This is a genomic window from Tissierella pigra (genome assembly GCF_018917845.1).
In the GTDB taxonomy this organism is placed as follows: Bacteria; Bacillota; Clostridia; order Tissierellales; family Tissierellaceae; genus Tissierella; species Tissierella pigra.
This window is the reverse complement of record NZ_JAHLPJ010000001.1, coordinates 1449680-1476450: the sequence shown is the minus strand read 5'-3', so window position 1 is coordinate 1476450 and position 26771 is coordinate 1449680. Positions and strand designations below refer to the sequence as shown.

Annotated in this window: 28 protein-coding genes; 2 read left to right on the top strand and 26 right to left on the bottom strand. The window is 40.7% G+C overall.

The window, feature by feature from the left end:
• Positions 1-22: 22 nt before the first annotated feature.
• Positions 23-1027, bottom strand: a complete 1005-nt coding sequence (locus KQI41_RS07175; RefSeq protein WP_216585082.1) for a hypothetical protein — start codon at positions 1025-1027, stop codon at positions 23-25.
• Positions 1028-1143: 116 nt separating this feature from the next.
• On the opposite strand from KQI41_RS07175, the gene istA reads away from it, so the two are divergent.
• Positions 1144-2724, top strand: coding sequence for an IS21 family transposase (istA, locus tag KQI41_RS07170; RefSeq protein WP_154440364.1), 1581 nt, complete (start codon positions 1144-1146; stop codon positions 2722-2724).
• Positions 2721-3482, top strand: a complete 762-nt coding sequence (gene istB / locus KQI41_RS07165; RefSeq protein ID WP_154440362.1) for an IS21-like element helper ATPase IstB — start codon at positions 2721-2723, stop codon at positions 3480-3482. Before istA ends, istB begins: the two co-directional genes overlap by 4 nt.
• 13 nt (positions 3483-3495) lie before the next feature.
• Here the strand turns inward: istB and KQI41_RS07160 are convergent, their stop codons facing one another.
• The 25 genes from KQI41_RS07160 to metK all read right to left on the bottom strand — a co-directional run bounded on the left by KQI41_RS07160 (position 3496) and on the right by metK (position 26755).
• Positions 3496-4953: a glycosyl hydrolase family 18 protein gene (locus tag KQI41_RS07160; RefSeq protein WP_216585081.1), complete on the bottom strand. Its 1458-nt coding sequence runs from the start codon at positions 4951-4953 to the stop codon at positions 3496-3498.
• Between the two features lie 41 nt (positions 4954-4994).
• Positions 4995-5576, bottom strand: coding sequence for a hypothetical protein (locus KQI41_RS07155; RefSeq protein WP_046058039.1), 582 nt, complete (start codon positions 5574-5576; stop codon positions 4995-4997).
• A 9-nt stretch (positions 5577-5585) separates the two neighbouring features.
• The gene (locus KQI41_RS07150; protein WP_009052876.1) at positions 5586-5780 is read right to left on the bottom strand and encodes a hypothetical protein; all 195 of its coding nucleotides are present in this window, start codon (positions 5778-5780) and stop codon (positions 5586-5588) included.
• Positions 5781-5795: 15 nt separating this feature from the next.
• Complete coding sequence (locus tag KQI41_RS07145; protein WP_216585080.1) at positions 5796-8318, bottom strand: phage tail spike protein; 2523 nt, start codon at positions 8316-8318, stop codon at positions 5796-5798.
• Positions 8319-8322: 4 nt separating this feature from the next.
• On the bottom strand, positions 8323-9096 hold the full coding sequence (locus tag KQI41_RS07140; RefSeq protein WP_021401045.1) for a distal tail protein Dit: 774 nt from the start codon (positions 9094-9096) through the stop codon (positions 8323-8325).
• Between the two features lie 13 nt (positions 9097-9109).
• Positions 9110-11668, bottom strand: coding sequence for a phage tail protein (locus KQI41_RS07135; RefSeq protein ID WP_216585079.1), 2559 nt, complete (start codon positions 11666-11668; stop codon positions 9110-9112).
• A 214-nt stretch (positions 11669-11882) separates the two neighbouring features.
• A complete protein-coding gene (locus tag KQI41_RS07130) occupies positions 11883-12266 on the bottom strand; it encodes a hypothetical protein (protein ID WP_021401022.1) in 384 nt (127 codons plus the stop codon).
• An 11-nt stretch (positions 12267-12277) separates the two neighbouring features.
• A complete protein-coding gene (locus KQI41_RS07125) occupies positions 12278-12880 on the bottom strand; it encodes a major tail protein (RefSeq protein WP_021401015.1) in 603 nt (200 codons plus the stop codon).
• A gap of 3 nt (positions 12881-12883) precedes the next feature.
• Complete coding sequence (locus tag KQI41_RS07120; protein WP_024400890.1) at positions 12884-13237, bottom strand: hypothetical protein; 354 nt, start codon at positions 13235-13237, stop codon at positions 12884-12886.
• Positions 13234-13665 carry an HK97-gp10 family putative phage morphogenesis protein gene (locus tag KQI41_RS07115; RefSeq protein ID WP_021401134.1) on the bottom strand — a complete coding sequence of 144 codons (432 nt, stop codon included), beginning with the start codon at positions 13663-13665 and terminating at the stop codon, positions 13234-13236. The genes KQI41_RS07120 and KQI41_RS07115 overlap by 4 nt, the downstream gene beginning before the upstream one ends.
• Positions 13658-13993: a head-tail adaptor protein gene (locus KQI41_RS07110; RefSeq protein ID WP_046058035.1), complete on the bottom strand. Its 336-nt coding sequence runs from the start codon at positions 13991-13993 to the stop codon at positions 13658-13660. Before KQI41_RS07110 ends, KQI41_RS07115 begins: the two co-directional genes overlap by 8 nt.
• A 3-nt stretch (positions 13994-13996) precedes the next feature.
• A complete protein-coding gene (locus KQI41_RS07105; RefSeq protein WP_024400893.1) occupies positions 13997-14305 on the bottom strand; it encodes a head-tail connector protein in 309 nt (102 codons plus the stop codon).
• A gap of 17 nt (positions 14306-14322) precedes the next feature.
• Positions 14323-14544 carry a Head fiber protein gene (locus KQI41_RS07100; protein ID WP_216585078.1) on the bottom strand — a complete coding sequence of 74 codons (222 nt, stop codon included), beginning with the start codon at positions 14542-14544 and terminating at the stop codon, positions 14323-14325.
• A 12-nt stretch (positions 14545-14556) separates the two neighbouring features.
• Positions 14557-15756, bottom strand: coding sequence for a phage major capsid protein (locus KQI41_RS07095; RefSeq protein WP_056975865.1), 1200 nt, complete (start codon positions 15754-15756; stop codon positions 14557-14559).
• Positions 15757-15767: 11 nt separating this feature from the next.
• The gene (locus tag KQI41_RS07090; protein WP_009052888.1) at positions 15768-16448 is read right to left on the bottom strand and encodes a head maturation protease, ClpP-related; all 681 of its coding nucleotides are present in this window, start codon (positions 16446-16448) and stop codon (positions 15768-15770) included.
• Positions 16445-17701, bottom strand: coding sequence for a phage portal protein (locus tag KQI41_RS07085; protein WP_097033517.1), 1257 nt, complete (start codon positions 17699-17701; stop codon positions 16445-16447). The genes KQI41_RS07090 and KQI41_RS07085 overlap by 4 nt, the downstream gene beginning before the upstream one ends.
• Before the next feature lie 18 nt (positions 17702-17719).
• Entirely contained in the window at positions 17720-19327 is a 1608-nt protein-coding gene (locus KQI41_RS07080) for a terminase large subunit (RefSeq protein ID WP_425335885.1), read from the bottom strand.
• Between the two features lie 56 nt (positions 19328-19383).
• Positions 19384-19569 (bottom strand): DUF5049 domain-containing protein, encoded by a 186-nt coding sequence (locus KQI41_RS07075; RefSeq protein WP_021401016.1) that lies wholly within the window; start codon positions 19567-19569, stop codon positions 19384-19386.
• Positions 19562-20020 carry a gamma-glutamylcyclotransferase family protein gene (locus KQI41_RS07070; RefSeq protein WP_097033516.1) on the bottom strand — a complete coding sequence of 153 codons (459 nt, stop codon included), beginning with the start codon at positions 20018-20020 and terminating at the stop codon, positions 19562-19564. The genes KQI41_RS07075 and KQI41_RS07070 overlap by 8 nt, the downstream gene beginning before the upstream one ends.
• Positions 20021-20057: 37 nt before the next feature.
• Positions 20058-20957, bottom strand: coding sequence for an amidoligase family protein (locus tag KQI41_RS07065; RefSeq protein ID WP_097033515.1), 900 nt, complete (start codon positions 20955-20957; stop codon positions 20058-20060).
• Positions 20958-21092: 135 nt separating this feature from the next.
• Entirely contained in the window at positions 21093-21320 is a 228-nt protein-coding gene (locus tag KQI41_RS07060; RefSeq protein ID WP_009052894.1) for a DUF4314 domain-containing protein, read from the bottom strand.
• Positions 21320-22105 (bottom strand): virulence protein, encoded by a 786-nt coding sequence (locus tag KQI41_RS07055; protein ID WP_097033514.1) that lies wholly within the window; start codon positions 22103-22105, stop codon positions 21320-21322. Before KQI41_RS07055 ends, KQI41_RS07060 begins: the two co-directional genes overlap by 1 nt.
• A 100-nt stretch (positions 22106-22205) precedes the next feature.
• Positions 22206-24365 (bottom strand): DNA cytosine methyltransferase, encoded by a 2160-nt coding sequence (locus KQI41_RS07050; RefSeq protein WP_097033513.1) that lies wholly within the window; start codon positions 24363-24365, stop codon positions 22206-22208.
• Positions 24358-25599, bottom strand: a complete 1242-nt coding sequence (locus tag KQI41_RS07045) for a site-specific DNA-methyltransferase (protein ID WP_154441587.1) — start codon at positions 25597-25599, stop codon at positions 24358-24360. The genes KQI41_RS07050 and KQI41_RS07045 overlap by 8 nt, the downstream gene beginning before the upstream one ends.
• Entirely contained in the window at positions 25574-26755 is a 1182-nt protein-coding gene (gene metK, locus KQI41_RS07040) for a methionine adenosyltransferase (protein WP_141396866.1), read from the bottom strand. Before metK ends, KQI41_RS07045 begins: the two co-directional genes overlap by 26 nt.
• Positions 26756-26771 lie beyond the last annotated feature (16 nt).

Below are 26771 nucleotides of genomic sequence, written 5' to 3'. Positions count from 1 at the left end.
CACTCTTGGTTCAGTGTGTTAATTATATTTGTTTAGGTAAGGCTTCCCATAACCTCATATCCTCCTGTCCCAGAGACCATATCGCAATCCCCCTAAGCTTCCATCGATACGCTGCCTCATTTGCCCAATAGACTAGGCTATCCACGTCTTGGTAGTAAAGAATTGAGAAGCCATCAGCATCCCCGAGAAATAGGCGTGAAATCCATACATTAATGTCCTTAGGCACAATCTTTACTGAATAGTCATTTCCACAGACCAATGATAAAAGCTCTGAGTGAAAAAAATCATAATCCATGGAAATATCCTGACTTCTTGTTGAAGCTTCCTCCACATCACTGTTAACTGTAAAAACCTGAAACTCACTATCCCATGTAACACCAGTTCTTTCTAGTCTCCCATACTCCGTTCTAGTTCCATCTGGGAAGATTACATCAAATCTTTCATAAGGTTCATAAGTCCAGGCATCTCCTAATCTTATTAATTCACATAGAATACGTCCATCAGATTGAACTCCGGCATAACCACCTGAATAACCATCAAGATTCGCTGTGAATCGCAAAACACTACTTGCTCCAGAATAAACCCTTACAGAATTATTACGTATCCTCATTTCAATGGTGTACATTCTTGGATTTGAGCGAAGATCTGATGATGGAGTTTTAGAAATTTCGGTTGCATAGCTTCCGATTAGAGCAGAACCATTATATAGTTCAATACGCTGTGAATTAATATTTAAACAGCAAAAGATTTCTCCACAAAAAACGCCAGCTCGACCACTTCCATCTGAAGGAAAAGCTAATCTCGCTCTTAAATGAACATCTGAGAAACCATTATATTTCCACGCCAACCTCCCATGTCCATCAAGCTGTGAATAAGGGCGAGTAGCTGGATCATTCTTGTTCTGCCACACCTCCCACTCTCCGCTTAATGTTGTCCAATAGCTGGATGGTAGTGGATTTTCATCTCGAAAGTCCTCATACCAAATTAGTGCTGAATCAGGCTTTCTACGAAGTACTTCCGTTGTCAATTTAAATCCTCGATCGGACTTGTTTATGATATCCTAAAAGTACCCCAAATAATAATTGAAAATTCCTCTAGAGGAAATATATAATATCCCTATGACAATTCATAGGGGGTTAGGGGATGATAAGTTTAATGGATAAACAAGGAATAATAATAGACGGATTTTTAAAAGGAAATTCTCAATGGGAAATTCATAGAAATACAGGATTTGATAGAAAGACAATTAGAAAATATATTAGGGAATATGAAGAAAGTAGATCTAAATTATTGAGTGGGGAAGGTGATAAATTAATGCTAACTGAGGAAATAGTAGAGTCACCAAAATATGATTCAAGCAACAGAACTAAGATAAAGTTAACTGAAGTAATAATGGATAAGATAGATTTCTATCTAGAGGAAAACCGGGAAAAAAGAAGTACGGGTAAGGGTAAACAACAAAAGAAAAATATAGATATACATAGTTGTTTAATTGATGAAGGACATAATATTAGTTATTCAACGGTTTGTAACTATATCAGAAATAAGTTAAATGAAAAAAAGGAAGCATACATCAGACAAGAATATGAATTAGGTCATGTGGTTGAATTTGACTGGGGTCATGTTAAATTAGAAATAGATGGTGAAGATAAAAACATACAAATGGCTGTAATGGTAACAGCTAAAGGTAATTACAGGTTTGCATACCTTTATCAAAATCAAAAAATGGAAAGTTTTCTAGACTCTCATGTTAGGTTTTTTAACCATATAGGAGGTGTTCACAAGGAAATAGTTTATGACAATATGAAAGTGGCAGTTAAAAGATTTGTAACAAAAACTGAAAAAGAACCAACAGAAGAACTTTTAAAATTATCTATGTACTATGGCTTTAACTATAGATTTTGTAATGCTAGACGTGGAAATGAAAAGGGACATGTTGAAAGATCAGTAGAGTATGTAAGAAGAAAAGCATTTAGTAAAAAAGATAAATTTGAAACATTAGAGGAGGCCAATAAATATCTGGAAGAAGAATTAATTAAATTAAATTCAAAAGAACAAAAATATAATGAAAACAAAACAGCAAAAGATATATTAATAGAGGAAGTCCCCTACTTAATAAAACTTATGCCTACTTATGATATTTCAAGATTAATAGAATTAAGAGTAAATAAATACTCAGTAATAACAATAGATGAAAATAAATACTCAGTACCAGACTATCTAGTGGGAAAGTTTGTAATGACAAAGGTATATCCAAACAAGATAATAATCTACCATGAAAATAATAAGGTAGCAGAACATAAAAGAAGTTTTGGATTAAGTACATGGGATATAGAAATAAAACATTATTTAAATACATTAAAAAAGAAGCCTGGGGCAATTCATAACAGCACAGCCATGCGTCAAATGAATTCCAAGCTTCAAAACATCTATAATAAATATTATACACAAAATCCAAGAGATTTCATAGACCTAATTGAATTAATTTCAAAAGAAGATTTAGAGAAAATAGAAAAGATTATAAAAGAATTAGAAAAAATAAGTCCTTTAAATATAGATACAGAAAAAATAAAACTTTTATGTTATAGAAAAAATGAAGCCATGGAGGAAAATAAATATAAAAATACAGAAATAGAAAAGCAATCAAAGCTAATTCTAAGTGATTATGGAAAACTATTAAACAATTCAAGTATAGAATTTGATAAAGGAGCTTTGATAATATGAAAAAGAATATGGCTAAAGAAAATATTAAAAATCTAGCAAAGGAGCTAAAGCTTCCATATATAAATAGAAGTGTAGAAGAAGAAATTAATGAAGCAAATATAAGAAATTTAACATATGAAGATTTTCTTTTATCAATACTTGAAAATGAGTACGACTTAAGAAAAACTAATGGGATAAAAAGTAGAATTAGACAAGCAAGATTTCCATATAAAAAATATCTAGAAGATTTAAGTCTAGAGGACTTACCACAAGACGCAAGGGATAAAGTAAAGGTATTTTCATCCTTAGACTTTATAAAAACAGGGCAAAATATAATATTAGCTGGTAATCCTGGAACAGGAAAAACACATATGGCTATAGGAATAGGTATTAAAGCCTGTACAAAGGGTTACAAGGTATTATTTACAACAATCCCTTTACTTGTAAATGAATTAAAAGAAAGCAGATCAGAGAAAACACTTAGGGCCTTTGAAAAACGTTTTGAAAAGTATGATTTAATAATAGCAGATGAATTAGGATATATCTCCTTTGATAAAGAGGCTTCAGAATTATTATTTACTTATCTCTCATTAAGAGCAGGAAGGAAGTCAACAATAATTACAACTAATTTATCATTTGAAAGATGGGATGAAATATTTAAAGACCCAGTAATGACAGCTGCTATGATAGATAGGCTTACACATAAATCATATATAGTTAATATGAATGGAAATTCTTATAGATTTAAAGAAACACAGCTTTGGTTAGAAGAGCAATAATTTTTTTATCCAACTAGAGGAATTTTGGAGTAAAATATGGGGGAAATTTCGGTTGACAAATACAGGACTGAACCATTAAACCGTTCACATCTTTAAACTGGCGAGGGGATAACATGAAGTCAGCCTCTCCAGCAGAAGGTTCTTCACTAAAGCTTGAACATACCCGAAATCCATAGAACTGTACTCCTGTTACTGAGGAACTAACTGTGACAGTATGGGTACCAGCTGAAAGAAATACACCAGAAACCAAGGAAAGCCAACAAGTTGTTCGCCAATATGGCCACCATAACCTACTCTCACTAAATACCTTATTCATTCCGTCAAGCGAAACATGGATAGTATTCTTGTCCCAGAAAGGAAAAGAAAAGCGAATGGCTACATCATAAAAACCAGCAGATTCTATTTCAAATTCGTAGTTGGCTTCACCTTCATCTCCAAGTGTAATAAATTGAGATGAAACTGATACACTACCAAAATAGTTATCAGGTGTTCCACCACTACGATCTACATAGATTGTGCCAAATTCAGTTTTTTGCTGCTTACTATAGGCGGTCAAATATCTGCGACGATTATAGGATTCCTCAAGTAATGGGTATGTTCTTGAAACTGCATCCCAGCCTTCCATGTAGTCATACACATGGGGCAAGGCCCAAGGCACCTTATCATAATCATCCCAATATGCAATGATTGGTATCATTGGTTGTGGCGGCCCGTCATCAGTAAAGTTATATCCTCCAGTCATCCAAAGCTTTGCTGCATAATAAGTGTTTGAAATCCCACGATATGTTATTCCAAGGTTCTCTGGTGTATCATGTATCCTCCAGTTCCAGCCATAGGCGGGCAATCCCAAAAATATTTTTTCAGGATTCATAACCTGAACTGCATAATCATAAATACCTTCCAACCAATCCCTCGGAGATACCGGTCCCGGAGCAGAACCAGCCCATGCCATGCCATAACTCATAATCGCTGCCGTATCGCAGTACGGATTTAAGTCTTCATAGACACACCAATTTTCGCCACCAACCGAGCCTTGTACTCCCGTCATTCCCGGTAAACAAATATTAACGAGTTTAGAAGAATCATAGGCTTTGACAGTATTATATATGTCACGAAATAGGGCATTGGCAGCATCCTTGTTCTCGTAGCCACCTCCACGTTCCAAGTCTATATCCACTCCAGCACACCAAGGATACTTATTCATGATGCGAATAATCTCAGTAAGAAATTTATCCTTTGCACCATTGGTGTTATTTCTAAGGGCTGTAAAAATAGAAGCCGTACCATGATTCATGATTGTAAGTAGCCATTTGATATGAGGCCAGCGGTTAATGTAAGTAAGCATACTGGATATGCTTGTTCCTGTTTCTGTTATGGTCCCGGTGATATCCACTTCAAAAGTAAAAATACCCACCGTATCAATTCGATCGCCATAGTCTCGTAGCGCCTGATACATGCGGGCATTTCCCATGAAACTCCAAACCATGCACCGCTTACCTTTTAGGTAATCAATCAAGGGCGCTCACTTCCTTCCTGCATTTCTTGAAATTCGAACAATAACCGAGCTGATTTTCTGTCCTCTAGCTTCACCACATGTTTGCTATCACCGGATGCTGTATATTGAAAAAAACCTTCCTTATCAGTTGGGTTTCCGTTCTTTAAACACTGCCTAGTTGATGCTAGTAGCGAAAAGGTATCACCTGGACTAACTGCCTCATTAAATATCACCTTGTGCGCCCCTGCTCCTTGAGACAATTGGATACTGCCTGCAGCCATATTTTGGTTGGGATAAATATGACAGTCAAGGCCAGCGGAAGTTGAACCCAGATTGAAGAGAATAATCGTCTCTCTGCTTCGAACTACTCCATTATAAAAGCGAACAGGAACAATTGTCTCATTCTCTCGATATTTTTGCAGCATGCACTCTGTGTTAGTTGTATAACCAGTAAGGTGATTTCCTTCCTGTGCTTGAATATCAGTAAAATATACCGTACCTGTACAATCTTCAAGAAGTAAATTCACTGTTACGCTTACTACTCGTTTATCCTCTTTACAATGAATCGTCTCGGTAAATCTGGTAAATGCAACTGACATTTGCACCACCTACCCATCCAGCGTCCATTGTATTTCTGACACATGACCAACCCAGCCCGTAGCAACAGAGCCACCTTGCAAAAGCATATCCGTAAAGAATACCTCACCAGTACAATCAGTAATGAAAAGACGGATGGTAAGCGACTTTATCTTGCCAAAACCTCTCGGTGTAATAGCATGAGCTGTCTGTGAAAAATAAGCCATATCGCTACCTCCTTCCTAATAGAGATCAATAAACCTAGTTTCTGTCGAACCGTCCTCATATTCAATGACAACTTCAATTCCAACTTTTCCGTTTGGCCCTTTCTGTAGATTTTCCGATGCAATCTGCGCTGAAAATGTGTAACTCTTTCTACTAGCAGGATACACAGTCTGTGATAGACTTTTTGTCATTCCTAAAACTCCCTCAGCTTTAAAAGAAGCTGATCCTGATACCCCATTATTAGGGTCCACTGTAAAACCTGAACTTAACCAATAGGTTAACCCGTCATCAGCTCGTGAATTTCTTAGATGATTAAAAGGAACTAAGTCTTTTACTTCCTGACGGTCAAGAACATCAGCTGAAGATAAAATATCAGCAGCTTTATCCCAAACAGCAGATGAATCCCCCAGTTCTCTTAACGTTGTTGATAGCTCCAGCACTGTTTTCCATGGTTCTTGGAGATTATATTGTCTGCGTACCACACGAGTTTTGACAGATAAATTCAAATCTCTATCATCCACAGTTACTATATCACCTAGTTTCCATGCCTCATGCTCATATCCTGTCAACACTGATAAGTCCATTGCAGAGAGAACATATGAGATTCGTGGCTTCGCATACTGAGCTAAGCGCATATTAGCGAACTCAAGCAGCTGATAAGGGTTGCTGATTGATGAAGCATCCAGCGTTCCTACTCTGACTTCTGATGAATAGCTATAATCCTCAACATACTCCTTATTACCATTGATGGAGGCAAACGTCATGCCATCTTTACCATAAGCATAAAGCCTGGTAATTAGACTTCTTGTATCCACCACGCGCTGTATACTTTTCATGTTCTTTCTATAGCAGAATAAGGCCCCGCTATCCGTACCGCCAAATGTCAAAAGGTGTACCAAACGATTGGCACTATCGAAAATCAAGTCACCACCATGAATATTCTGTATTGTTCGTAGTATAGCTAATGCATTCTTTTCTGTTGATTGCCATGTTCGTTTTGTACTGACAGTGACATTTCCTAATGACCAGCCAGTACCAAGTAAGGCATAGCGCATAGGAACTTCCGGTGTCTCTGCGACAAATTCCATGGGTTCTTTTTCAGCGCTAAAGGAAAGATCATAAAAGGCAGCTTCCGCATATACTTGAGTTACAACTCTACCATCTGAACTTTTCTCATCTGTTATAGTTCGAATACGATAAACATCATTGACGATCTGCACCTGTTTTTCATTGTCTAATGTCACTCGCTTGGAATCATGAAATGGCAGTTTAAACTCCAGAATATCAGCGCCATTCACTTCACTTGTCACTATGATATCAAAGGCATTCTCTAGCACTGCTTCCCAAGCACCGTTAGTATCCAACACAACTGGTCTGGCAAATCCAAGTCTCTCATAAGGTGGTTTTGGTATATCATGTAGTTGTATTTCAAGAAGTTTAGGAGTTCTACTGGTGTCTTGAGTAGATAATGTAATTCGATAGCGGATATATTCTCTGTTAGGCGACTGCAGTTCCCCGCTTGCTCCAACGGCCTGCCATTCAGTCCAGCTAGACAGATCGTCTGATGTAGAAGTTTCCACTAGGCTTATGGCTGTTATACCTGCGGTGTATTCACTTGTAACTGATACCCTGCCCGTTCCTGCAAGACTACAGGCAGCTGCTATCGTAAAAAGCTGACCACTTTGTGCATAGACTCCGCTTGTTGCTTTCAACATGACAGAGCCAGGATCCGCAAGAGCATCTACATCAGCAGCACTGTCACCACCGTTTGCCAAAATTGAAAATTTGAAATAGGAAATAAGATCCTCCATGGTAAGTAAAGAATCTTTTTCATAAAACCAGTCATCAAATCCTCCTGCGTAATAATAGGTATTTGCATGCATCCCCATCACTATATCCGCAACACAAGATTGATTTAAGTCTCCAGTGAATGTTCGAACTGGAGATTGCCAGACAGCCCCATCACTTCGGTCACAAAGTAAGTTCTGCACCCTTTTGTTGTTTACCTCGATAACAGAAGCGATAAAGTACCACCCGTTATTCTTTAGGGTAATAGTAGGCGTTTCGGTCTGATCATATATCAAGGAGCCTGAGGCATTATACAGCATTAATCGCAACCTTCCCTGAAATAAAGAAACATAAAAAATTGGCTGACCAGGCCCTTGTCTAGTATTAAAAATCGGGATATATGTCTGCCCTACAGAATAAGTAGTTGGATTTATCCATCCGCCAACAACAATCTTTTCACCTAAATCACTAAAAAAGCTACCGTCATTGGTAGCCACTAAATGAGTCTTTTCACTTGTTGGATTAATGATATTCTGCCTGAAATATCTTCCTAATCTACCGGATAACAAGTTGGCGGATGTGCCTGACCATCCGGATACAAAGAAGTTTCTGTTATGACCGGAGTCATCTGTAAGCATGTTGTTGCTATCTGGTGCGGCTTCATTAAATCGCCACAGAGCAACTGTCTTCTCGCTTACAGGAAACTCACCCGTAAAATCCGTCTGTGATGTTAAGATTGATTTAATTGCCACCAGATCACCTCCATCTGCTTTTGGCCAGAATCTTCAGCTCCGAAAATGTTGCTCCCACAGCTGATACTGTTATTTCATTTTCACCTTTGTGAAGTACAGGGAAGTTTAACTCATCCAGGACTGGAAGCCCATTTCGAAGTGTATTTCCGTTGGCATCGGTTATTTTTGCTGTCACTAATCCGCTATCAATTACAAGCACTTCATCTGCCGTCAAAGCTCCAACCACTCGAAGTTCCTCTCCATTCGTGGTAATAGAAATATATGTGGATGTAGATCCACTGATTGTGCCCTTAAGTTGATATATCGGTTCTGAATCTGTATTCCCGGTTATTCTTTGGAGCTCATGAGTTCCAACACTTGAAATCGTGAATTGTTCATCTGTCAGCGCATAAGCGTGAGGATCAGGGCAGATAAACTTCAACTCAAAGGCACCTGCAGTTCTAAGTAATCTCTCGCAGTCTACTTGTTCAGTGAGGCGAGCATAAAAGAATCGATTCGGAATATCCTCTAATATAAGCTGCTTAAGTCCGTTCATTGGGTTGAGCCACTCTGCAAGATCATCTAACACGCTCACTAAATCTGCAAAGCTCTTTTGAGGATATATGCTACAGCTAATCGTAATGATCCGCTCTGAGATATCACAACCAAAGTCAGCAACCCCTGCCTTCCCCGGAACAACCTCATACGCGTTTCTTAATGCGGGAGATGCCTGCCAACTTGTGAGCCTTGCTTTTATCTTCATATTCTTTGAGTTAATACCGTTATAAATAAAGCCCATACATCGCCCTCCTTTACGCAGTTATAAATCTTCCTTGTGCTCGAGATCCTGTCTGCATCAAATTGTATAACTCCTGTGAAATCTTCCGAATATCGTCTTCACTTCGAACAATCATCTGCTGTATCGTAATTAATGACCCTCCAATTGTTCCATATCCGCTACTAAAACCGGCTCCATTCATATTCAGATTAGGGTTAATGTCAAAATCAGTAGGGATAGCGTTTTGCATATCCTGGCTAACACTATTCATGGCTTTTTCAAAACCGACACCAATACCCTCTCCCATGTTTTCGCCAATTCCAGCAAACAATGTAGATGGCGATCGAATTCCAAAGAATTTTTTTATTTTATCTACTACACCACCAAAAAAACCTGAGATTTTATCCCAAAGCCAGGCTCCGGCATCTGAAATACCCTGCCACAAACCTTTGATTAAATTGGTCCCAACCTGGGCAATTTGCCAAATAGATCCTGTAAAACCTTTAACCAGCGCTGTAATAATTTGTGGCACAGCTTTTACAACCTCTACAATAATCGTTGGAAGGTTCTTAATCAGTGAAACTAACAACATAATCCCCGCCTGAATAATCTGAGGAATGTTACCAATAATAGCATTCACAAGAGAGGACACAATCTTTGGTATAGCAGTAATAACGGTCGAAATGATCTGTGGCAGATTTTGAATCAGTGCCACTAACAATTGCACTCCGGCATCAATTAACTGCGGTATTGAACCTAAAATCGCTGTTATTAACCCGTCTACAATTTGCGGAATCGCTTCTACAATTACTGTGATGATTTCTGGTAAAGCTGAAATTAAAGATGTTAGAAGTTGAATACCAGCTTCGATTATTTGAGGTATTGCACCAATAATGAAATCTACTATCCCAGTAATAATGACTGGCAATGCTGCAATTAACACTGGAAGAGCATCCAAAATTCCCTGAGTTAGTCCAAGCACAAGCTGAAATGCTGCCTCTAAGATCATTGGTAGGTTATCCAAAAGTGCCTGCACAATTTGTATCACTGCTGATACCGCAGCCGGAATTAACTGCGGTAGTGCTTCTGCAATTCCACTTACAATAGTTCCAATCATTTGTACTCCTGCCGCAATAAGTGCAGGTAAAGTTTCAATGATTCCATTGACTAGTGTCATCAGTAGCATGACAGCCGCCTCTGTTATTTTCGGTAATGCAGAGGTAAGTCCTTGAATTAAAGAGATAATTATTTGAGAAGCAATATCCACTACAATTGGCAATTGCTCAGAAATAAATTGAACAGCTTCTTCTAAGATTCCACCAAAAACGTCAATTAAGCCTTGGACACCGTCTTTCTCAAAAGCTTGAGATAATTCATCAATCCAACCATTAACCATCGGAAGAACAGTACCAGAAAGCATGGTTGTTAACCCTTCAGCAAGCTGACCCTTTAACGATGCAACCCCATCCTCAAGAGTTGCCATTTGCCCAGAAAAAGTTTTAGATTGTGCTTCCATTGACCCATAGAAACGCCCACCTTCCGATGTAGCTGAGGCAAACGCTTCTGCGACCATATCTGCAGATATTGCCCCTTTGGACATTTCATCCTTAAGTTCACCAATGGATTTTCCTGTCTTACGCGAGATTTCCTCTAGTGGGTTAAATCCTGCATTAATCATTTGCATCAAGTCCTGTCCGGTTAACTTACCAGTAGAGGACATTTGTGCAAATGCCAGTGTCAGGCTTTTGAACTTCTCGGCATCTCCCTGAGATATATCACCCAGCTGCTTCATGCGTTTTTGAGCTTCTTCTGCAGACATACCAAAGCTCATAAGGGTTTGAGCTGATTGGGCAAGATCCTGCATTCCAAATGGTGTAGCTGCTGCTTCTTTTTTCAGATCATTAACCAGCTTTTGAGCTTTAGCCTCATCACCAAGCATGGTGGTAAAGGAAGCTGTGTAGTTTTCCATTTGAGCGTTGTACTCAACGCCATCTTTCATAGCGCCTATAAAGGCCTTTCCAATTCCCGCAATGGCTGATCCTAAAGCTTTTACCCCACCAATTATGGCTTCTGATAGTAAATTTGCTTTAAGTACATCTCCAAAAATAGAGGTTTTTTTGCTAGCATCATCCATTTCATCGCCAACATCATCAACATTATCTGCAAGTTCATTGGCTGCATCAGCGGCATCTTCCATGTTATCAGCACTGTCATCTGTGGCGTCGGCATGGTCTCGTAGCGCTTTATGGTTATTTTCAAGTTCCCGCTCCATGCCATTAAGTTCAGCCAAAGCTTTATTTAGTTGAATCTGCCAGTTTTGAGTTCTACGATCGTTTTCTCCAAAAGAAGTAGAGGCGTTATCTAGGGCAGCTCGTAGTGTCTCTATTTTTTCTTTTTGTGCATCAATGGATTTTTCTAATACTTCATTTCGCGCAGTTAAGGCTTGGATGGATTTATCATTTTTATCAAACTGGGAACTGACTAGAGCCATCTCACTACCTAATACTTTAAATGCTTGGTTAATGTCACGAAGTGCATTTTTGAATTCCTTTTCGCCTTCCACTCCGATTTTTAAACCAAAATTATCTGCCAAGATTACCGCCTCCTTTCTTTGAAAGATCAAATACCATAAGGAATAATGTCATCGATGTAAATCTTCCGTTTTGGTTTGGACATTCCAAGAAACTGCTTATGGCACTCCCATAAATCCATAAGCAAGCCAATAGGTGTAAGCCATGTTTCCTCTTCGGTACGATTTAAATGAACTGTCCCGTAATATAAAAGCCGGGTAAAGAGTTCATTCTCGTTTACCCGGTTTGCACGTTTTTTGAGTCATCTTCAGATTCTACATTTCTCTTGGTTCCCTTAAACATTGCTTCTGTCAAAGCGTTCTTATAAGTAGCTAGTTCCAAAGGAGAGGTTAGAAGTTCAACTTCTTCTTGAGTAAGCAGCGGCTTTTTATTATCTGGATTTCGAAGGTTGTGAATGAGTAGGCTCTGATTGGCCATTAAAGTTATCAACCAGACTATTTCATCCAGTGCCATTTCGAAGTTCTCAGACTTCATTAATTTCTCACCCAAATTTTCAAGACCGCCATATCTCCCAGCAATTTCTTTTGTAGCTTTAGTGGTAAGAATAAGCTCATACTCCTGCCCGCCAATATTGATCTTTGCACTTCTTTCGTTATCCATTCCAATCCCCCTTATTCTCCACTTCCGCCAGAAGCAGCAAATGTAGGCTCATACACTTCGCTATACCAACCATTAATAATTGCCTGGGTTACGCCCTCATCACCCTCGTTTACTTCTGCTTTCCATGGATGCTTACCCTGACCATCCAGCTTATTTCTACGAAGTACTGTTCCTTCAATGGTCGGAGTTGAGAAAGTAATACTATCACCTTTGGTCGCCAAGTTTGTTGCAGGAATTCCAAACTTCACACGATACAGCCAAAAGTATCGGTATTTACCGTTTGCTTTTTGTGCTCTAAAGCCAATTGCAACAGGAGCCCCTCCATCCTCACTGGTTGAAATGAGTACATGGTTGTCATCAATGGTTGCTCCTGTTAAATCTCCTGCAGCTGCTACCCCTATATCATCAATACCGAGAGTTAGGGTACCACTTTTAAATTCTTTGACAATTTCAGCGGCACCATCATCGGCATAAAGAGTGGCCTCAGCAAGCTCAACGGAAAGTTCTGCACTGATTGCTTTTGCCAGCGGCATCGGTGTATCATAGGTTTCATCACCGTTGTCATCTTCGGTGATTTTTGCATAATAAAGTCTATCAAGACCGATTGTAGCCATGTTTTATTCCTCCTTTTCCAATTGAAATTCATATGGTTTAGCCACATCTATGGCATAATGATGATAATCGGTATCATCCTCATGTCCGATGTATCGACGATCCGTTATCGTAAAATCCGCACCTAGAAGAGTGCGGACAATTGCATTTTTTATAGCTGTATAACTACCTTTAACAAATAAGGAAAGTCTGGCTTCCTGTACTTCATATCCCGGTGTGTTATCCGCATGAACCTCAAACAAATCAATAAGAGGTGTAATCACAAGATAAGTATCAGGAGGAACACCAGAAAATCTTCCTGTTTCTACTGGGATACCGCACAAATCTGCTATGAGATTAAGCTCATTTAATATACTCATAAGTTTTCGACCTCCTGCTCAAACCTCTTCTTCATAGCGTCAATACATGCTTTTCTTGAAGCCCTTCTTGCAGGCTTTAAAAATGGTTTTGGCGGCTGACCCGATTTTCCGTATTCGATGATATTGGCAATCTTAGCGTTACTTTCGCCGCTTCTTCGTGGCTCCTTAAAACCTATCTTCACGTTGAAATTGCCATTTCGGTCCACTTTAGCAGGAGAGAGACCCAACGAACTAATAAGCTCACCTGTAGACCGACTTTTTTCTTTTGTTCCACTACCAACTACAGCTTGCAAATTAGATCTAACCTTTTCCAAAACGATTTCCCCGCCTGACTCAAGTACCTTTGGAATGATTTCATCCGTCTTATCGCCAAGCTTTGAAAGCTTTAAAAGAAAATCCTCAGGCATTTTCACTTGTACCTTAGCCACTTGACCCCACCACCTTTTTTGCCAAGGCTTCAATATACATGCCTCGACCTTTTACATCTTCAACATTTGTAATCTCATAGCGGCCATCATTACACACAATCACCATATTGGTAGATACCTCAACATCAGGTATCCTACGAAAACGAAACAGCGCAGTTGCTTCAGAAAATGCCGCTCGGTTAGTCCACTTTTCATTTCCATGACGATCTTCCTTATAAGCACGAACGGAAGCGAGGATGGTGTCCTTAGATTTACCAAAGCCTTCACTGTCTTTCGTTCTTTCAACAGAAATGAGATCGATAAAGGTATTCATTTTTCCAAAACTCATACTCTACACCTTCCAATCCCGGTCAAGCCTGAGCAGTAAATTTACAGTGTTCCAAACCTGCTGGCCAGCCTGCACGTTATCAGCAAAAAAGCCGCCAGTGCTACCATCCCTACTTTCATAGAAGTGAGATGACAGCATAATGACGGCCTGCTCGGTAGTTGGCGGCATTGTGTTCTCATTATAATGACCTTCCGGTACATGCTGGTAACTCTCGGCATATGCGATAGCGGTGGTGATGTACATCTGAAGAAGTTCATCATCGCGATCGTGCTCAAGAATTAGATTTGCTTTAACTTTTTCTAAAAGTGTCATCACCATCACTATCCTTTCTAAGGTGTATCTCCATTCATGATTCCTGCAGTTTTCAGCTTACTGAGCAAGGCATTAAAGTCCGTCACTAGAGCTTCTACAGTATCCGCAGTGCTTGCCGGTTGATTTTCAAGAACAGGGAGCCCAGTTACTTTGGCTCCCTCTTCAATGACAAGTTCTCCACCAATAACGGTTTTTTCTCCACCTTGTTCGGTGTAGTTCTTTGCGTTATAGCTCATCATTTACACCTCCCATTAAGCCTTCTGCTGAAGAACTTTGATGGCTTCAGGTAAGATAAGCTTTCCATCTACACGCTGGCTCGCAAGGAAACCAACCTGCCCTGTGGTTGCAAAAAGCTCGTTTAAACGTTTGAAAGAACGTCCCTGTCTATCGGCAATCCAATAATATCCGAAATCACCGAAGGCAATAGTTTTAGCTCCAGCTTCAATAGTAGGAGCATAAGCTGAAGTATAAACCGGACGATTTAATAAAGTATCTGGAGTACCTGCTGTTAAAGAAGGCTGCCACAGATATTGACCTTGACCGTCTTTCAGCTTACGGATTGCCTTTACTGTTGCATCATTCATCAGGAATACCGCGTTCTTTCTATATGGCGCTTTTAATGAGTAAACAAGATCGATAATCTCATCTGCAGTAATAGCAGTTGCAGACCCTGCTGTCACTCCAAGCTGTGCTCCGCCTGTTGCGTTGAAAATACCAGTAGGTTTTCCATCTCCGTCTCCAACTAAAAAAGCTTCTTCTTCCTTAGCACCGATTCTACGGGCAAATTCAGTGGAGATATAATTCTCCAGATCAAATACACTGTCATTGAGAAGTTCATCAGAAACTTTAATCATTGTACCCAGCTTGTAAGCACCAATAGATGTCTGACCGAATACAGAATCACTCTCATCAAACTCCTCACCTTCGTCAAGCCAAGCAGCTGTGCCTTTGGTCACCACAACCGGGATTTTACGATCACCACTTGAAGTTTGAATAATCTTTGCAAGTTTACGGAATACATTCTCTTCCTCAAGAGTTTGAACCAAGGTGCGCTCAAATTCATCAGGAACAAGGTATCCTCCCTCAGAATCAGTGCCTACAGATAAGGCGTTTAACACATCATGACGAGGGTTTTTGCTACGCATTACGTTCCAGAATGCTTTCCTATATTCATCACTGGCTCTTCCGGTCTTTGTATCCATCCCTGGAACAGCTGGCTTTCCAGTAAGAGGCATATTTACTGGCTTATTAAGCTCTGCTTCAAGAGCCTCTTGACGTTCCAATCTTGCTATTTCCTTACCGAGATTAATAATGTCTTCTTCCATTTTGTCATAGGTTGCTGCATCTTCTGCGGATACAAGCCCATCACTACCACGCTTTGAATCAAGAAATGCCTTTGCTGCTTCCCATGCTTTTGCGCGTTTTTCACGCAGTTCAAGAATTTTACTCATTTTTATTCCTCCTAATATTTCAATAAATTAAGCCGCTCATAAAGCGGCTCTACTGACTGTTTTACAACTGGTTTTTGAAGTTTATTCATTAGTGAATTGGTCACTGCTCTTCTGCTGAATACAAAGCTGTCTTGTAGTGAACTCTCTCCTGGTTTGAACATAATGTCATCTGCAAAACCAAGCTCAACTGCCTTATTGGCGTTTAGCCAAGTTTCAGCATCCATCAGGTGCGACAACCTTGTTCTAGATAAGCCGGTTTTAAGCTCATATGCATTGATGATGCTCTCTTTCACTTCATCAAGCATTTGGATTGCTTTTTGCATCTCCTCACTATCGCCAATAGCTATGGTAAAGGGATTATGGATCATCATCAGTGAGGTAGGAGACATTAAGACTTCCGTCCCTGCCATAGCGATGACAGAAGCAGCTGATGCAGCAATACCGTCAATCTTTACAGTGACGTTTCCTTTATAATCCATTAGCATGTTGTATATCTGAGATGCTGCAATACAATCACCACCAGGAGAGTTAATCCAAACTACTATGTCTCCTTCACCACTCATTAGCTCTTCTCTAAAAGCAGCTGGGGTAACATCATCCTCAAACCAACTCTCCTCGGCAATTGCACCGTTTAGATAGAGGGTTCGTGTCTGTGTATCTGTGTCGCGAACCCAATTCCAAAATTTCTTCATTCAGGTTTTCCCTCCAATCCTTCTTTATTTGCGAAAATACCCGCATCTTCAAGTTTGGTCATATTGCCATTGATTAGATATAAATCTCCTCCAAGCTCTGGTGGGATTCGATCAAGGTTCTCAAGCTCCCTAATATCATTGGCACTCATCCAGCCGTTCTGTCTCGCGGTTGCATACCCATTCATTCGAGAAACATAATCACCTCGAAGCAGTCCATCTACATTGAACTTGGCAAAATAAAGTTTCTTTTCATCTGGCCTTAAAAGTGCTCGGCTGATGGTCTGCTCCCAACGAATCACCCAAGGATCTAATGTGTATTTCACAAACTCCAGTGACTGTTGCTCAATATTAGAAAAGCTCGATTTTTCCAAGTCTCCTACCATATGTGGAGGTACGCGGAAAATTCGAGCGATTTCATTAATCTGAAATTTTCTTGTTTCTAAGAACTGAGCTTGTTCTGGTGAGATACCAATAGGCTGATACTTCATTCCTTCTTCAAGCACCGCTACACGATGAGAGTTACTGCTTCCCTGATAGGCTGCATTCCAACTATCCCGTACTTTTTGAGGGTCTTTAATGGTACCTGGATGCTCAAGTACCCCTCCTGGAGCAGCTCCGTTAGCAAAGAATTTAGCTCCATATTCCTCACAAGCAATTGCCATACCTATAGCATTCTTAGCCATTGCAATCGGCGAATAGCCCACTAGTCCATCAAAGCCTAAGCCAGGTATATGAAATACATCACTTGGTCTAAGTGTGACTGTCATACCTTTCATCGTAGGTGCTTCATCAGAATACTTAGTATAAGTATAATAAAGAGCGCCACTGGAATCCCGATCCACCGACATTCGATTAGGCATTAACGGATATAGTGCTATGACTTCGCCTTTGCCATTTCGAATAATTTGTGCATAGGCATTACCCCATAATAAAAGATGAGTCATTAACGTTTCTCGGAAAACGAAAGAACTCATCTCTGGATTCGGCTCATCATGTAATAAAAAATACAGTGGATGAGAAAGTGCTTTCTCCTTACCACCGCTATCAGTGTATTTATATAGGTGTAGGGGGAGCCCTGCCACAGCCTCTGCAAGTATTCTTACGCATGAATAGACCGCTGTCATTTGCATTGCTGTATGTTCGTTTACAGGCTTACCGCTGGTTGTTCCACCAAAAAAGAAGCTGTAATTGCTTCCTGTGGTTCGATTTTGCGGCTTATCACGTGCTTTGAAAATATTAGAAAACAATCCCATCTGCATCACTCTCCTTTGCTACAAAATAAGAAGCCCTCGACCGTCATAAACAGAATTTCCTGATCCACCTTTGCGGATTGCTCGGTCAAGAGCCATAATGGTAGCGACAGCTCCATCGATTCTTTCAGTTGATTTTTCTTTATCAGGCTTGATATTCCCAGCAGGATCAGTACGTATAAAGATATTATCCATCATCCATCGCAAAACCGGATGTCCACCATGGGCCAGTTTCTCCTCTAAGGTAAGCTTCATTAATTCCTTTGTAGGTGGACTCATATCTTTAAATCCCTGACCAAAAGGAACTACCGTAAATCCTAGGTTTTCTAGGTTCTGAGTCATTTGCACAGCTCCCCAACGGTCAAAGGCAATTTCTCGAATGTTATATTTCATCCCAAGTTCCTCAATAAAACTTTCAATGTAACCATAATGCACCACATTTCCTTCAGTGGTGTGTAAAAACCCCTGTTTCTCCCATACGTCATAAGGTACATGATCACGCTTTACCCTTTGATCCAGATTATCTTCCGGAATCCAGAAATAGGGAAGGATGATATATTTATCTCCCTCATACTCAGGCGGGAAGATAAGAACAAATGCTGTTATATCGGTTGTAGAGGATAAGTCCAAACCACCATAACACACACGCCCTGTAAGACTTTCTGGGTTTACAGTAAAAGCACATTTATCCCACTTTTCCATAGGCATCCAGCGCACCGACTGTTTAACCCATTGATTCAAACGAAGCTGCCTGAATAGGTTCTCTTCGGCTGGGTTTTGCTTTGCGCTTTCACAAGCAATCTGTATCTTTTCAATGTCCACTGTAATACCCAGAGAGGGGTTGGCTTTCGCCCATACCTTTGGATCTGTCCAGTCATCATCTTCGTCAGCACCGTAAATGACAGGATAGAATGTAGGGTCAACCTTTCGTCCTTCTAGAATATCTTTAGCCTTTTGATGCACCTCGTAGCAAATAGAGTGAGTATCATTTCCGGCAGTCGTAATTAAAAAATACAGCGGCTGCTTTCTTGCATCACCTGAGCCATGGGTCATGACATCAAAAAGCTGTCTATTTGGTTGCGCATGAAGTTCATCAAATACAACACCATGCACATTTAGTCCATGCTTGGTATACGCTTCTGCAGACAAAACTTGATAGAAACTACCTAGCGGTTTATAAACAAGTCGTTTTTGCGATAGTACCGGTTTAATTCTTGCTTTCAGAGCTGGACATTGTTCTACCATATCCACTGCTACATCAAAAACAATGGAAGCTTGCTGTCTGTCAGATGCACATCCGTATACTTCACCGCCATGCTCAAAATCACCACAGGTAAGCAGTAACGCAACCGCTGCTGCAAGTTCAGATTTCCCTTGCTTTTTAGCGATTTCGATATATGCCGTATTAAATTGACGGTAACCATTAGGCTTTATAATCCCAAACACATCGCGGATAATCTGTTCCTGCCAGTCTATAAGTTCAAATGGTTGCCCATACCATTCTCCCTTCGTATGTTTTAAGCAATTAATAAAAGACACCGCAATGTCTGCAGCGTCCTTATCATATACCGAACCATCTGCCTTAAAGATGGTCGGCTTATATTTTTTTAGTTTACGTATGGCCGCCACCTCCTTATGGCTACGAAAAAAGGAACCCCGCAGAGTTCCTTCAAAATTTGTTTAGGTTATTCTGTTTTCGCTTCCCCTGTCAAAATGAAATGGACATATTCTCCTTTGTTCTTTTCAAGGTAATCTACTAGCTCCGTATAACCTGCTCTTAAAGCAATACTTGTCACAACCGGAAGATCAAACATATTCGTTTCACCTGTTTCTCGAATGGCAAGTATTTGTTGCATAATTATCTCATTCATTGGCTACCTCCTCCGATTCTACTGAATCGGTTGTCGCTTTGCGCAGGATTTCCACATCGAAGCCCGCACTCTTATAGCCTTCTAAAATTGTACTGTAATAATAACAACTTGGCTGTCCAAGCGGTCTACCATCATTCATGATGTAGACCATCGCCTTGACGGTTTTGCTTCCCAACTTCACTTTTATTGTTTCCTTTCGATAAAGGAACGGCCATCCCTCGTAACGGTCAAGTGCCGCTTCATCGGTCGGTGTAATCTCCCAAACTAAAACTGGTACGTTGCCACCCTCAAAAGGCTCGATTGTCGCCACAGCGCCCGCGTGTGCCCCTCTAAATAATAGGCGGTGGTCATTGATTTGGCTTGCTCCTACCACCTTAGCTGTGGGGCATCTGTCGGCCATTTGCTTTAGATTAAGGTTGGAGCCATAGGCAAGATATAGTTTGTTACTCATTGTTTTCCTCCTTCCTAGCTTAGGACCTTAGGGCAGCTCAGGCCGCCCGAAACCGCCAAGCTGCAGAACCTGAAAGTGCTGCTGTTAAATGCTCTCTGCAGTTTTTGAACTCTTCTCCTATAAACCCAATACGGTTTAGGTAGGTTCTCATGGCAAACTTTTCATTTTCTACTTGAGGCTTCTTCGCAGAGGCAAATTTTTGCGTTAAAGCTTGGTTGTTTAAAGCTAAGGCAAGAACAATGTAGCTTCTTATCTTTCCTGCATGAAGTTCGCTATTGAATCCTCTAAGTTCAACTGTATGGTTTCCGGTAAAAAAGCTGTGAAGGTTGAGGAAATGGTAGCGGCTGTTGTGATAATGAGTGCTTCTACTCTCGCTGTAGCCCTCGTACCAAATGTCCTCAATTTGTCTCATGGTTTTAGGCTTTTTGTGGTTCATCTTCTCAACCAAAATGCTGTCCATCTTTTTGCAGTAGCGCATTCGCTCCGGTGCAATCTGAAGTGCTTTATAAAATAAGTCATTTTTACTTGCAATGATATTTATAAAGTTTCGAATACTTCGCGGGGTATGTTCAGCACCGTCTAGATGAATGTGAATGCCGCAAGATGTATTTGTAAAGGCTCCAGCTTTGCGAAGCTTTCTTACTAGCTCCTGCAAAGTTTCAATGTCCTCCCGGTAAGTTAGGATTGGGCTAACTAGCTCAACGCTATAATCTCTACCTGCAGCTACTTTTCTTCTACCTTCTTTTCTTTGACAGTGAATGCTCCCATCATACATAAATCTCCAAACTCTACCATCTGGAGTTTTTACCTTCTTAGTGTCGTAGTAAGTCCCGCCTTCACTATAAGTACCTTGCAAAAACTCTGCAGCAACTCTGGCTGCCCTTTCCCTTGTAATCCCTGTAAATTCAATCTCGATTCCGAATTTTGCACTTAACATCGTATCTCGCTCCTTTTAAAGTGTGTTTGTCCTTTCGGCATGTACATATATCACTCTAAAAGGCTTATATAGCAAGACAATTCTGCAATATAAATCTACATATTTACTGCCATATTGGTCTTAAAATGTGTATGTTTACTCTTCGATTTTCCTGCATAAATCCTCTCCAAAGACCACTCCAAGGGAACTGCCTGAATCCCAACTGACGTGGATGGTTCCCATGTCATCAACACTAGTAACCGTACCTTTAGTTCCAGGCTGAAGTTTGGTATAAGGGTCATTCATTTTAAGTAGCATGACACGAGTTCCCGGAGTGTAATAACTTCTAAGTTGCTTTAGCATTTCTGGGTGAATGATATTCATTATTCACTCACCTCCTCATGCTTGGGACTTCCGCTTTTGAAGGCAGAGCTACCCGACAGTTTGGAGAGGAGAATTTTTCGTTCTGATTTGTATTCTGGCCCGATAAAACCAAGTCTTAGAAGGAAACAACGGAAAGCGTACTTTTCATTCTCCACTGATTTCTCGGTCGAGTTGACGCGGGTCTGCTTCTTTGCCATTTCGCAAAGTGCTGTTACAAAGTGGGTATAAGCCTTAACCTCCTCTGCGGAGCACTCACTTTGGAACCAGGGGAAGGTTACAAATTCCTCATTTACGATAATGGGAATAGAGTCAGTATCAAGTGCTTTCTTTATAAGGGTTTCTTTGCTTTCTACCAATCCTTTTAGGTTATCAAGTGCGATTTCGGTAAAACCCTCCCTCGGCATTTGAATAATCAATCTAACATCTTCGATTTCATCTGGCTCGGCGTATACGGGAGATTCTTCGTAATCATTATATGGGCTTACCCTTCCACCAAGAGCCGCTTCATAGGGAATTTGAATATTTTCAGGAACAAGCTCTGCTTTTGGAAGTGGTGTGTCATATTCTTCCGTAGCTGCCTTGAAGTCATGAAAGCTTAATAGAGCATCAACCAGTTCAGAATTATCTGGTCCTCTGACTACTCCATTTTTGTCAATATTGTAGTCTGCCACCTCATATGCAAATGTAGGTGCTCCAAGATATCTTACAGGAGCATTCAGTTTTTGGCTGATTGCGTTGACTAACTCTTTTCTTTTTGCTCCTGTGACATTATAGTTTATCTGCATTTTTATACCGCCTTTCTATTTTCGGTACATACATATATCACTCTAAAGGCTGTTAATATCAAGTCATTTAGGGCATCTTTCTGTAGAAAATACTGTTCCATTAATCGGCGGTATTCCGTGCAGATAACACAATGCCAGTCAGCACAAAACAGACGCATGGAAGTGCTACACCATTACCCCACATTTTGTACTCAGCTGAATCGGAATGGGGGTTGTTAAGCCATTTAATAATTTGCTTTCTTGTTTTCGGCTTGCTACTCTTACCCATGATTTTGCGATGGGTTTCCCAAACCTCCGTCCAGAATGAGATTTCATCTTCTGTAGGATTTTCTGTACCAAGATCATCGCACCAATTATCGGGAAAACCTTGCAATCTTGCACATTCCGTTGGTGTGAGCCTTCGAACAATATAGTCCGGCTCAACCAATCCGTTTTGATAGCCTGGATTGGTGCCATTGATAATCGTATTTGATGTGCCGTCCTGTCTGTAGCATTGACTTTCAGCTTTCATCTGAGGATAAAACGAAGCTGAGTGTGCCACTGCTCCAGGGCCTTTTGCTGTGAGCGTAGGTTGCTGTTCTTCATCTATAGAAGGTTTATACAGAGCGTTCTGTCCTTGATTAAAAGCCGCCCTATCAATACCGTAAGAAGGCTGAGTCACTACAGGAGCATCCTTATAATCTCTCGACAATAACGTTGGTGCTTTATCTTCTTCAACCTGTGCATAGGCTCCGGTAGTCATGGCATAGGCAACAGCATGGCGATCAGCGGTATTAAGCGTAAAAGAAACCTCTTCATCTATACCGCTTCCTTTGGGACCATTTTTATCCTCTCTTCCAATCATCGAGCCTTGCAGAGCAACTACTGCAATACCACCTTGATTACATCCTGGATTTCCTCCATTAGCATCAATGGTTCGAGAAGTATCTGCTTCATATATACCGCTATGTGGATTGCTTGACTGCATGGAATTGCTTTTATCAGAACAGATGCCATATGCGGTAGGCACAAAAACAGTCTGATCATTATTGCATCCAAGAGTTGCAGACTTATCATCTTGTATCAATGCACCCTTACCACCGCCTTCACAGCCAGAGCGGATTTTTAATGTTTTAGGTGTATTCATAATAAGAGGTACATTCCCACCGCCAGTTCCCATACGAGAGGTTAGCGTCTGTACTTTATTATCCTCCGAGAGTTTCACACGGCTATCAGTTGGATGGTTTTCAATGACAACAGCTGTTTGATTATCTCCCATGTTTGCACGAAGTGATCCACTTAAGTTTTCGTCAGTATGGCCACCAACTCGAGAAGCAGCACCCGGTTCAAAGGACATGACTGCACCTGGGACAACACCTGCTCTAAGTGTAGGGGAACGTTCTTCCTCATATCCTACACTTCTGCTCTTGGCACTGTGTTCAGTACAAAATCCGCTTGACTGCATTACGCAAGGCTGATGTCCATGTTCCTCTGCTCGAAGTGTTGCTGTAATATCCTTCGAAACAGACATCACTCTTCCGCCTTGGTCATTTAGGCAAGTTATGCTATCGCCTGTTTTTCCAGAGCGGTTTTTAGCATTTCCGGCAGTTCTTTGCCACGGGCTGCCGCTCGGCGTAAAATTCCTTGGCATGCCTTCGGACTCAAATAGTATTTCTCCGGCACATCTGTCTGCAAAATCTGCGACAAGGTAGATTCTACGACGACGCTGGGGGACTCCGAAATATTGCGCATCGATAGTTCGGTAAGCCACACTCCATCCGTCTCCCATATAGATGTCAGCGTATGGCCATCGACCTTTTTCAGGTAAAGGCACCGAGGTGTTCGGCTCTTTGACGCTGATGACCGTTTCGAGGACTGCCTTGAAGTCTTCCCCTTTATTTGATGAGAATGCACCGGGGACATTTTCCCAGACTGCGTACCTTGGATATTGTCCATTGGTCTTACACCTCATTTCCTTGATAATTCGGATTGCTTCATAAAAAAGGACGGATTGCTCTCCGTCCAGACCAGCTCTTTTACCCGCCACACTCATATCCGTGCAGGGAGAGCCAAAGGTTATGATATCTACAGGCGGAAGCTCCGCGCCATTTAATTTGTTTATATCCCCATAATGCTTCATCTGAGGGATACGTTTAGTCGTAACCCGTATAGGAAACGGCTCAATTTCAGATGCCCATAAAGGTTCGATGCTGCAAAGCAAACCACCTAGAGGAAAACCTCCGCTCCCATCAAAAAGGGAACCAAGTGTCAATTTACTCATCTGCATTCACCTCCGGTAGGTCACAATATCTGAATTTCGAACCATCTCTTAAAAGAAACACACCATCAGAATTTCCCACTTGCTCAATATACCTTTTTACAATGACATCACAGTACTTTTCATCCAGTTCAATGGTGTAGCAGATTCTATTTGTCTGCTCACAGGCAATCAGTGTACTTCCTGAACCGCCGAAAGGATCGAGCACAATACAGTTACTAAGGCTTGAGTTCATAATGGGATATGCCACAAGTGCCACTGGTTTCATGGTTGGATGGTCGCCATTTTTCTTTGGTTTCTCAAACTCCCAGATGGTGGTCTGCTTGCGGTCTGAATACCAGAGATGCTTGCCTTTCTTTTTCCACCCAAAGAGAATAGGTTCATGCTGCCACTGATAAGGGGAGCGACCGAGAACAAGGGACTGCTTTTTCCAAATGCAAGTGCCAGAAAGATAAAATCCAGCATCAGAGAATGCTCTTCTAAAATTGAGTCCTTCGGTATCAGCATGGAACACATAAATAGAAGCGTCCTTTGCCATTACCGCTTCGGTATTTTGAAATGTCGCAAGCAGAAAATCATAGAACGCTTCGTTAGCCATGTTGTCATTTTTGATTTTTCCAGCAGTGCCTTCATAGTTAACATTATATGGAGGGTCCGTAACTACCAAATTAGCAGTTTTCCCATCCATCAAGACATCAAAGGTGTCTTTCTTTGTACTGTCTCCGCAGACTAATCGATGCTGTCCAAGTAGCCAAATATACCCTAAATGCGAAACAGCGGGCTTTTTCAGCTCGCTGTCTACATCGAAATCATCTTCTTTTATATTATCCTTAAGGGAATCCTTGAAAAGATCGTCCAACTCTCCTGGGTCAAAACCTGTCAAAGACACATCAAAGTCTGAAGCATTTAAGTCTGTGATGAGAAGTGCCAGTTTTTCCTTATCCCAATCGCCGCTTATTTTATTTAGTGCAATGTTCAGCGCCTTCTCCTTTTGCTCATCCATTTCAACAACTACGCATTCTATCTCATCCATGCCCATACTCAGCAGGATTTTCAAACGCTGATGACCTCCGATGACTCTGCCTGTGGTCTTATTCCAAATAACCGGTTCTACATATCCAAACTCCTCAAGGGAGCGTTTAAGTTTCTCATATTCCGGATCACCCGGTTTTAAATCCTTCCTTGGGTTATATTCAGCGGGGATGAGTTGTTTAGTTTTTATCTTCTCTATCAACATACTTTTCCACCGCCTTTCTAAATTCACTATAGTTATTTACATCTTCCCACGGAAACAGACAACTATTAAAGTGACCATAAACTGCTGTATCAGAATAAATCACATTCCTTAGACGCAACTTCTCAATGATTGCCGCAGGTCTTAAGTTGAAAACCTCCTGTGCAGCAAGAGTTAATATTTCGTCAGAAACAATACCCGTGCCAAGGGTATTTACAGAAAAGGCTACAGGATTTGCCTTACCAATGGCATAGGAAATAGCCACTTCACATTTCTCAGCAAAATCACACCACACGATATGTTTAGCAATATACCGAGCCATATAAGCACCGCTTCGGTCAACTTTTGTGGGATCTTTCCCGCATAGTGCTCCGCCACCATGTGATGCAAGTCCGCCATAAGTGTCCACCATGATCTTTCTTCCAGTTAAACCTGTATCTGCAGCAGGTCCACCTAATACAAACTGGCCAGATGGATTGATAAGAATTTCTGTTTCATCATCAAAAGGAAAATCCTCAAAACACTGCCATAACACATTATTTAAAATATCGGATTTTAGCTCTTCCTGAGTTTTATTCTTTTTATGCTGAACTGACACTACAATGGTTTTAACTCTCACTGGAACATCATCATCATACTCAATCGTTACCTGTGCTTTTCCATCGGGAAGGATACCTTTAATCAGCTTACCTTTTCTTGCCTCATCTAGTCTCTTTACAATTCGATGAGATAAGACAAGGGGAAGAGGAAGCATTTCTCTAGTTTCTTTAGTGGCATAGCCATACATAGTCCCTTGATCACCAGCACCGATAGAACCATATTGTTCGTTTATACCATTTCGTGCTTCTAGTGCAGTATTCACCCCAGATGCAATATCAGAACTCTGATTGTGTACATATACATAAATTAAAAATTTCAAAGGGTTATAACCTAGTTCTTTAAGCACATTCTTAACAATATTTCTGATATCAATTTTCTCGCTGCAGGAGATCTCGCCCGCCACGATAATTTTTCCTTTAGTAGCCATAACCTCACACGCTACGCGTGATGCTTTATCTTTTCTAAGGCATTCATCCAAAATATTGTCAGCAATAATATCGCACAGTTTATCAGGATGTCCTGCACATACACTTTCTGCTGTTAAATATCTCTTACTCATCTCACATCTCCTTATC

Excerpts from the sequence above, each read along its gene's own strand:
- istA (WP_154440364.1), top strand. The coding sequence starts at position 1,144 with ATGATAAGTTTAATGGATAAACAAGGAATAATAATAGACGGATTTTTA.
- istB (WP_154440362.1), top strand. The coding sequence starts at position 2,721 with ATGAAAAAGAATATGGCTAAAGAAAATATTAAAAATCTAGCAAAGGAG.
- KQI41_RS07160 (WP_216585081.1), bottom strand. The coding sequence starts at position 4,953 with ATGGGAAATGCCCGCATGTATCAGGCGCTACGAGACTATGGCGATCGA.
- KQI41_RS07155 (WP_046058039.1), bottom strand. The coding sequence starts at position 5,576 with ATGTCAGTTGCATTTACCAGATTTACCGAGACGATTCATTGTAAAGAG.
- KQI41_RS07150 (WP_009052876.1), bottom strand. The coding sequence starts at position 5,780 with ATGGCTTATTTTTCACAGACAGCTCATGCTATTACACCGAGAGGTTTT.
- KQI41_RS07140 (WP_021401045.1), bottom strand. The coding sequence starts at position 9,096 with ATGGGCTTTATTTATAACGGTATTAACTCAAAGAATATGAAGATAAAA.
- KQI41_RS07130 (WP_021401022.1), bottom strand. The coding sequence starts at position 12,266 with ATGGATAACGAAAGAAGTGCAAAGATCAATATTGGCGGGCAGGAGTAT.
- KQI41_RS07125 (WP_021401015.1), bottom strand. The coding sequence starts at position 12,880 with ATGGCTACAATCGGTCTTGATAGACTTTATTATGCAAAAATCACCGAA.
- KQI41_RS07120 (WP_024400890.1), bottom strand. The coding sequence starts at position 13,237 with ATGAGTATATTAAATGAGCTTAATCTCATAGCAGATTTGTGCGGTATC.
- KQI41_RS07110 (WP_046058035.1), bottom strand. The coding sequence starts at position 13,993 with ATGAGTTTTGGAAAAATGAATACCTTTATCGATCTCATTTCTGTTGAA.
- KQI41_RS07105 (WP_024400893.1), bottom strand. The coding sequence starts at position 14,305 with ATGACACTTTTAGAAAAAGTTAAAGCAAATCTAATTCTTGAGCACGAT.
- KQI41_RS07100 (WP_216585078.1), bottom strand. The coding sequence starts at position 14,544 with ATGATGAGCTATAACGCAAAGAACTACACCGAACAAGGTGGAGAAAAA.
- KQI41_RS07095 (WP_056975865.1), bottom strand. The coding sequence starts at position 15,756 with ATGAGTAAAATTCTTGAACTGCGTGAAAAACGCGCAAAAGCATGGGAA.
- KQI41_RS07090 (WP_009052888.1), bottom strand. The coding sequence starts at position 16,448 with ATGAAGAAATTTTGGAATTGGGTTCGCGACACAGATACACAGACACGA.
- KQI41_RS07085 (WP_097033517.1), bottom strand. The coding sequence starts at position 17,701 with ATGGGATTGTTTTCTAATATTTTCAAAGCACGTGATAAGCCGCAAAAT.
- KQI41_RS07075 (WP_021401016.1), bottom strand. The coding sequence starts at position 19,569 with ATGAATGAGATAATTATGCAACAAATACTTGCCATTCGAGAAACAGGT.
- KQI41_RS07070 (WP_097033516.1), bottom strand. The coding sequence starts at position 20,020 with ATGAGTAACAAACTATATCTTGCCTATGGCTCCAACCTTAATCTAAAG.
- KQI41_RS07065 (WP_097033515.1), bottom strand. The coding sequence starts at position 20,957 with ATGTTAAGTGCAAAATTCGGAATCGAGATTGAATTTACAGGGATTACA.
- KQI41_RS07060 (WP_009052894.1), bottom strand. The coding sequence starts at position 21,320 with ATGAATATCATTCACCCAGAAATGCTAAAGCAACTTAGAAGTTATTAC.
- KQI41_RS07055 (WP_097033514.1), bottom strand. The coding sequence starts at position 22,105 with ATGCAGATAAACTATAATGTCACAGGAGCAAAAAGAAAAGAGTTAGTC.
- KQI41_RS07050 (WP_097033513.1), bottom strand. The coding sequence starts at position 24,365 with ATGAGTAAATTGACACTTGGTTCCCTTTTTGATGGGAGCGGAGGTTTT.
- KQI41_RS07045 (WP_154441587.1), bottom strand. The coding sequence starts at position 25,599 with ATGTTGATAGAGAAGATAAAAACTAAACAACTCATCCCCGCTGAATAT.
- metK (WP_141396866.1), bottom strand. The coding sequence starts at position 26,755 with ATGAGTAAGAGATATTTAACAGCAGAAAGTGTATGTGCAGGACATCCT.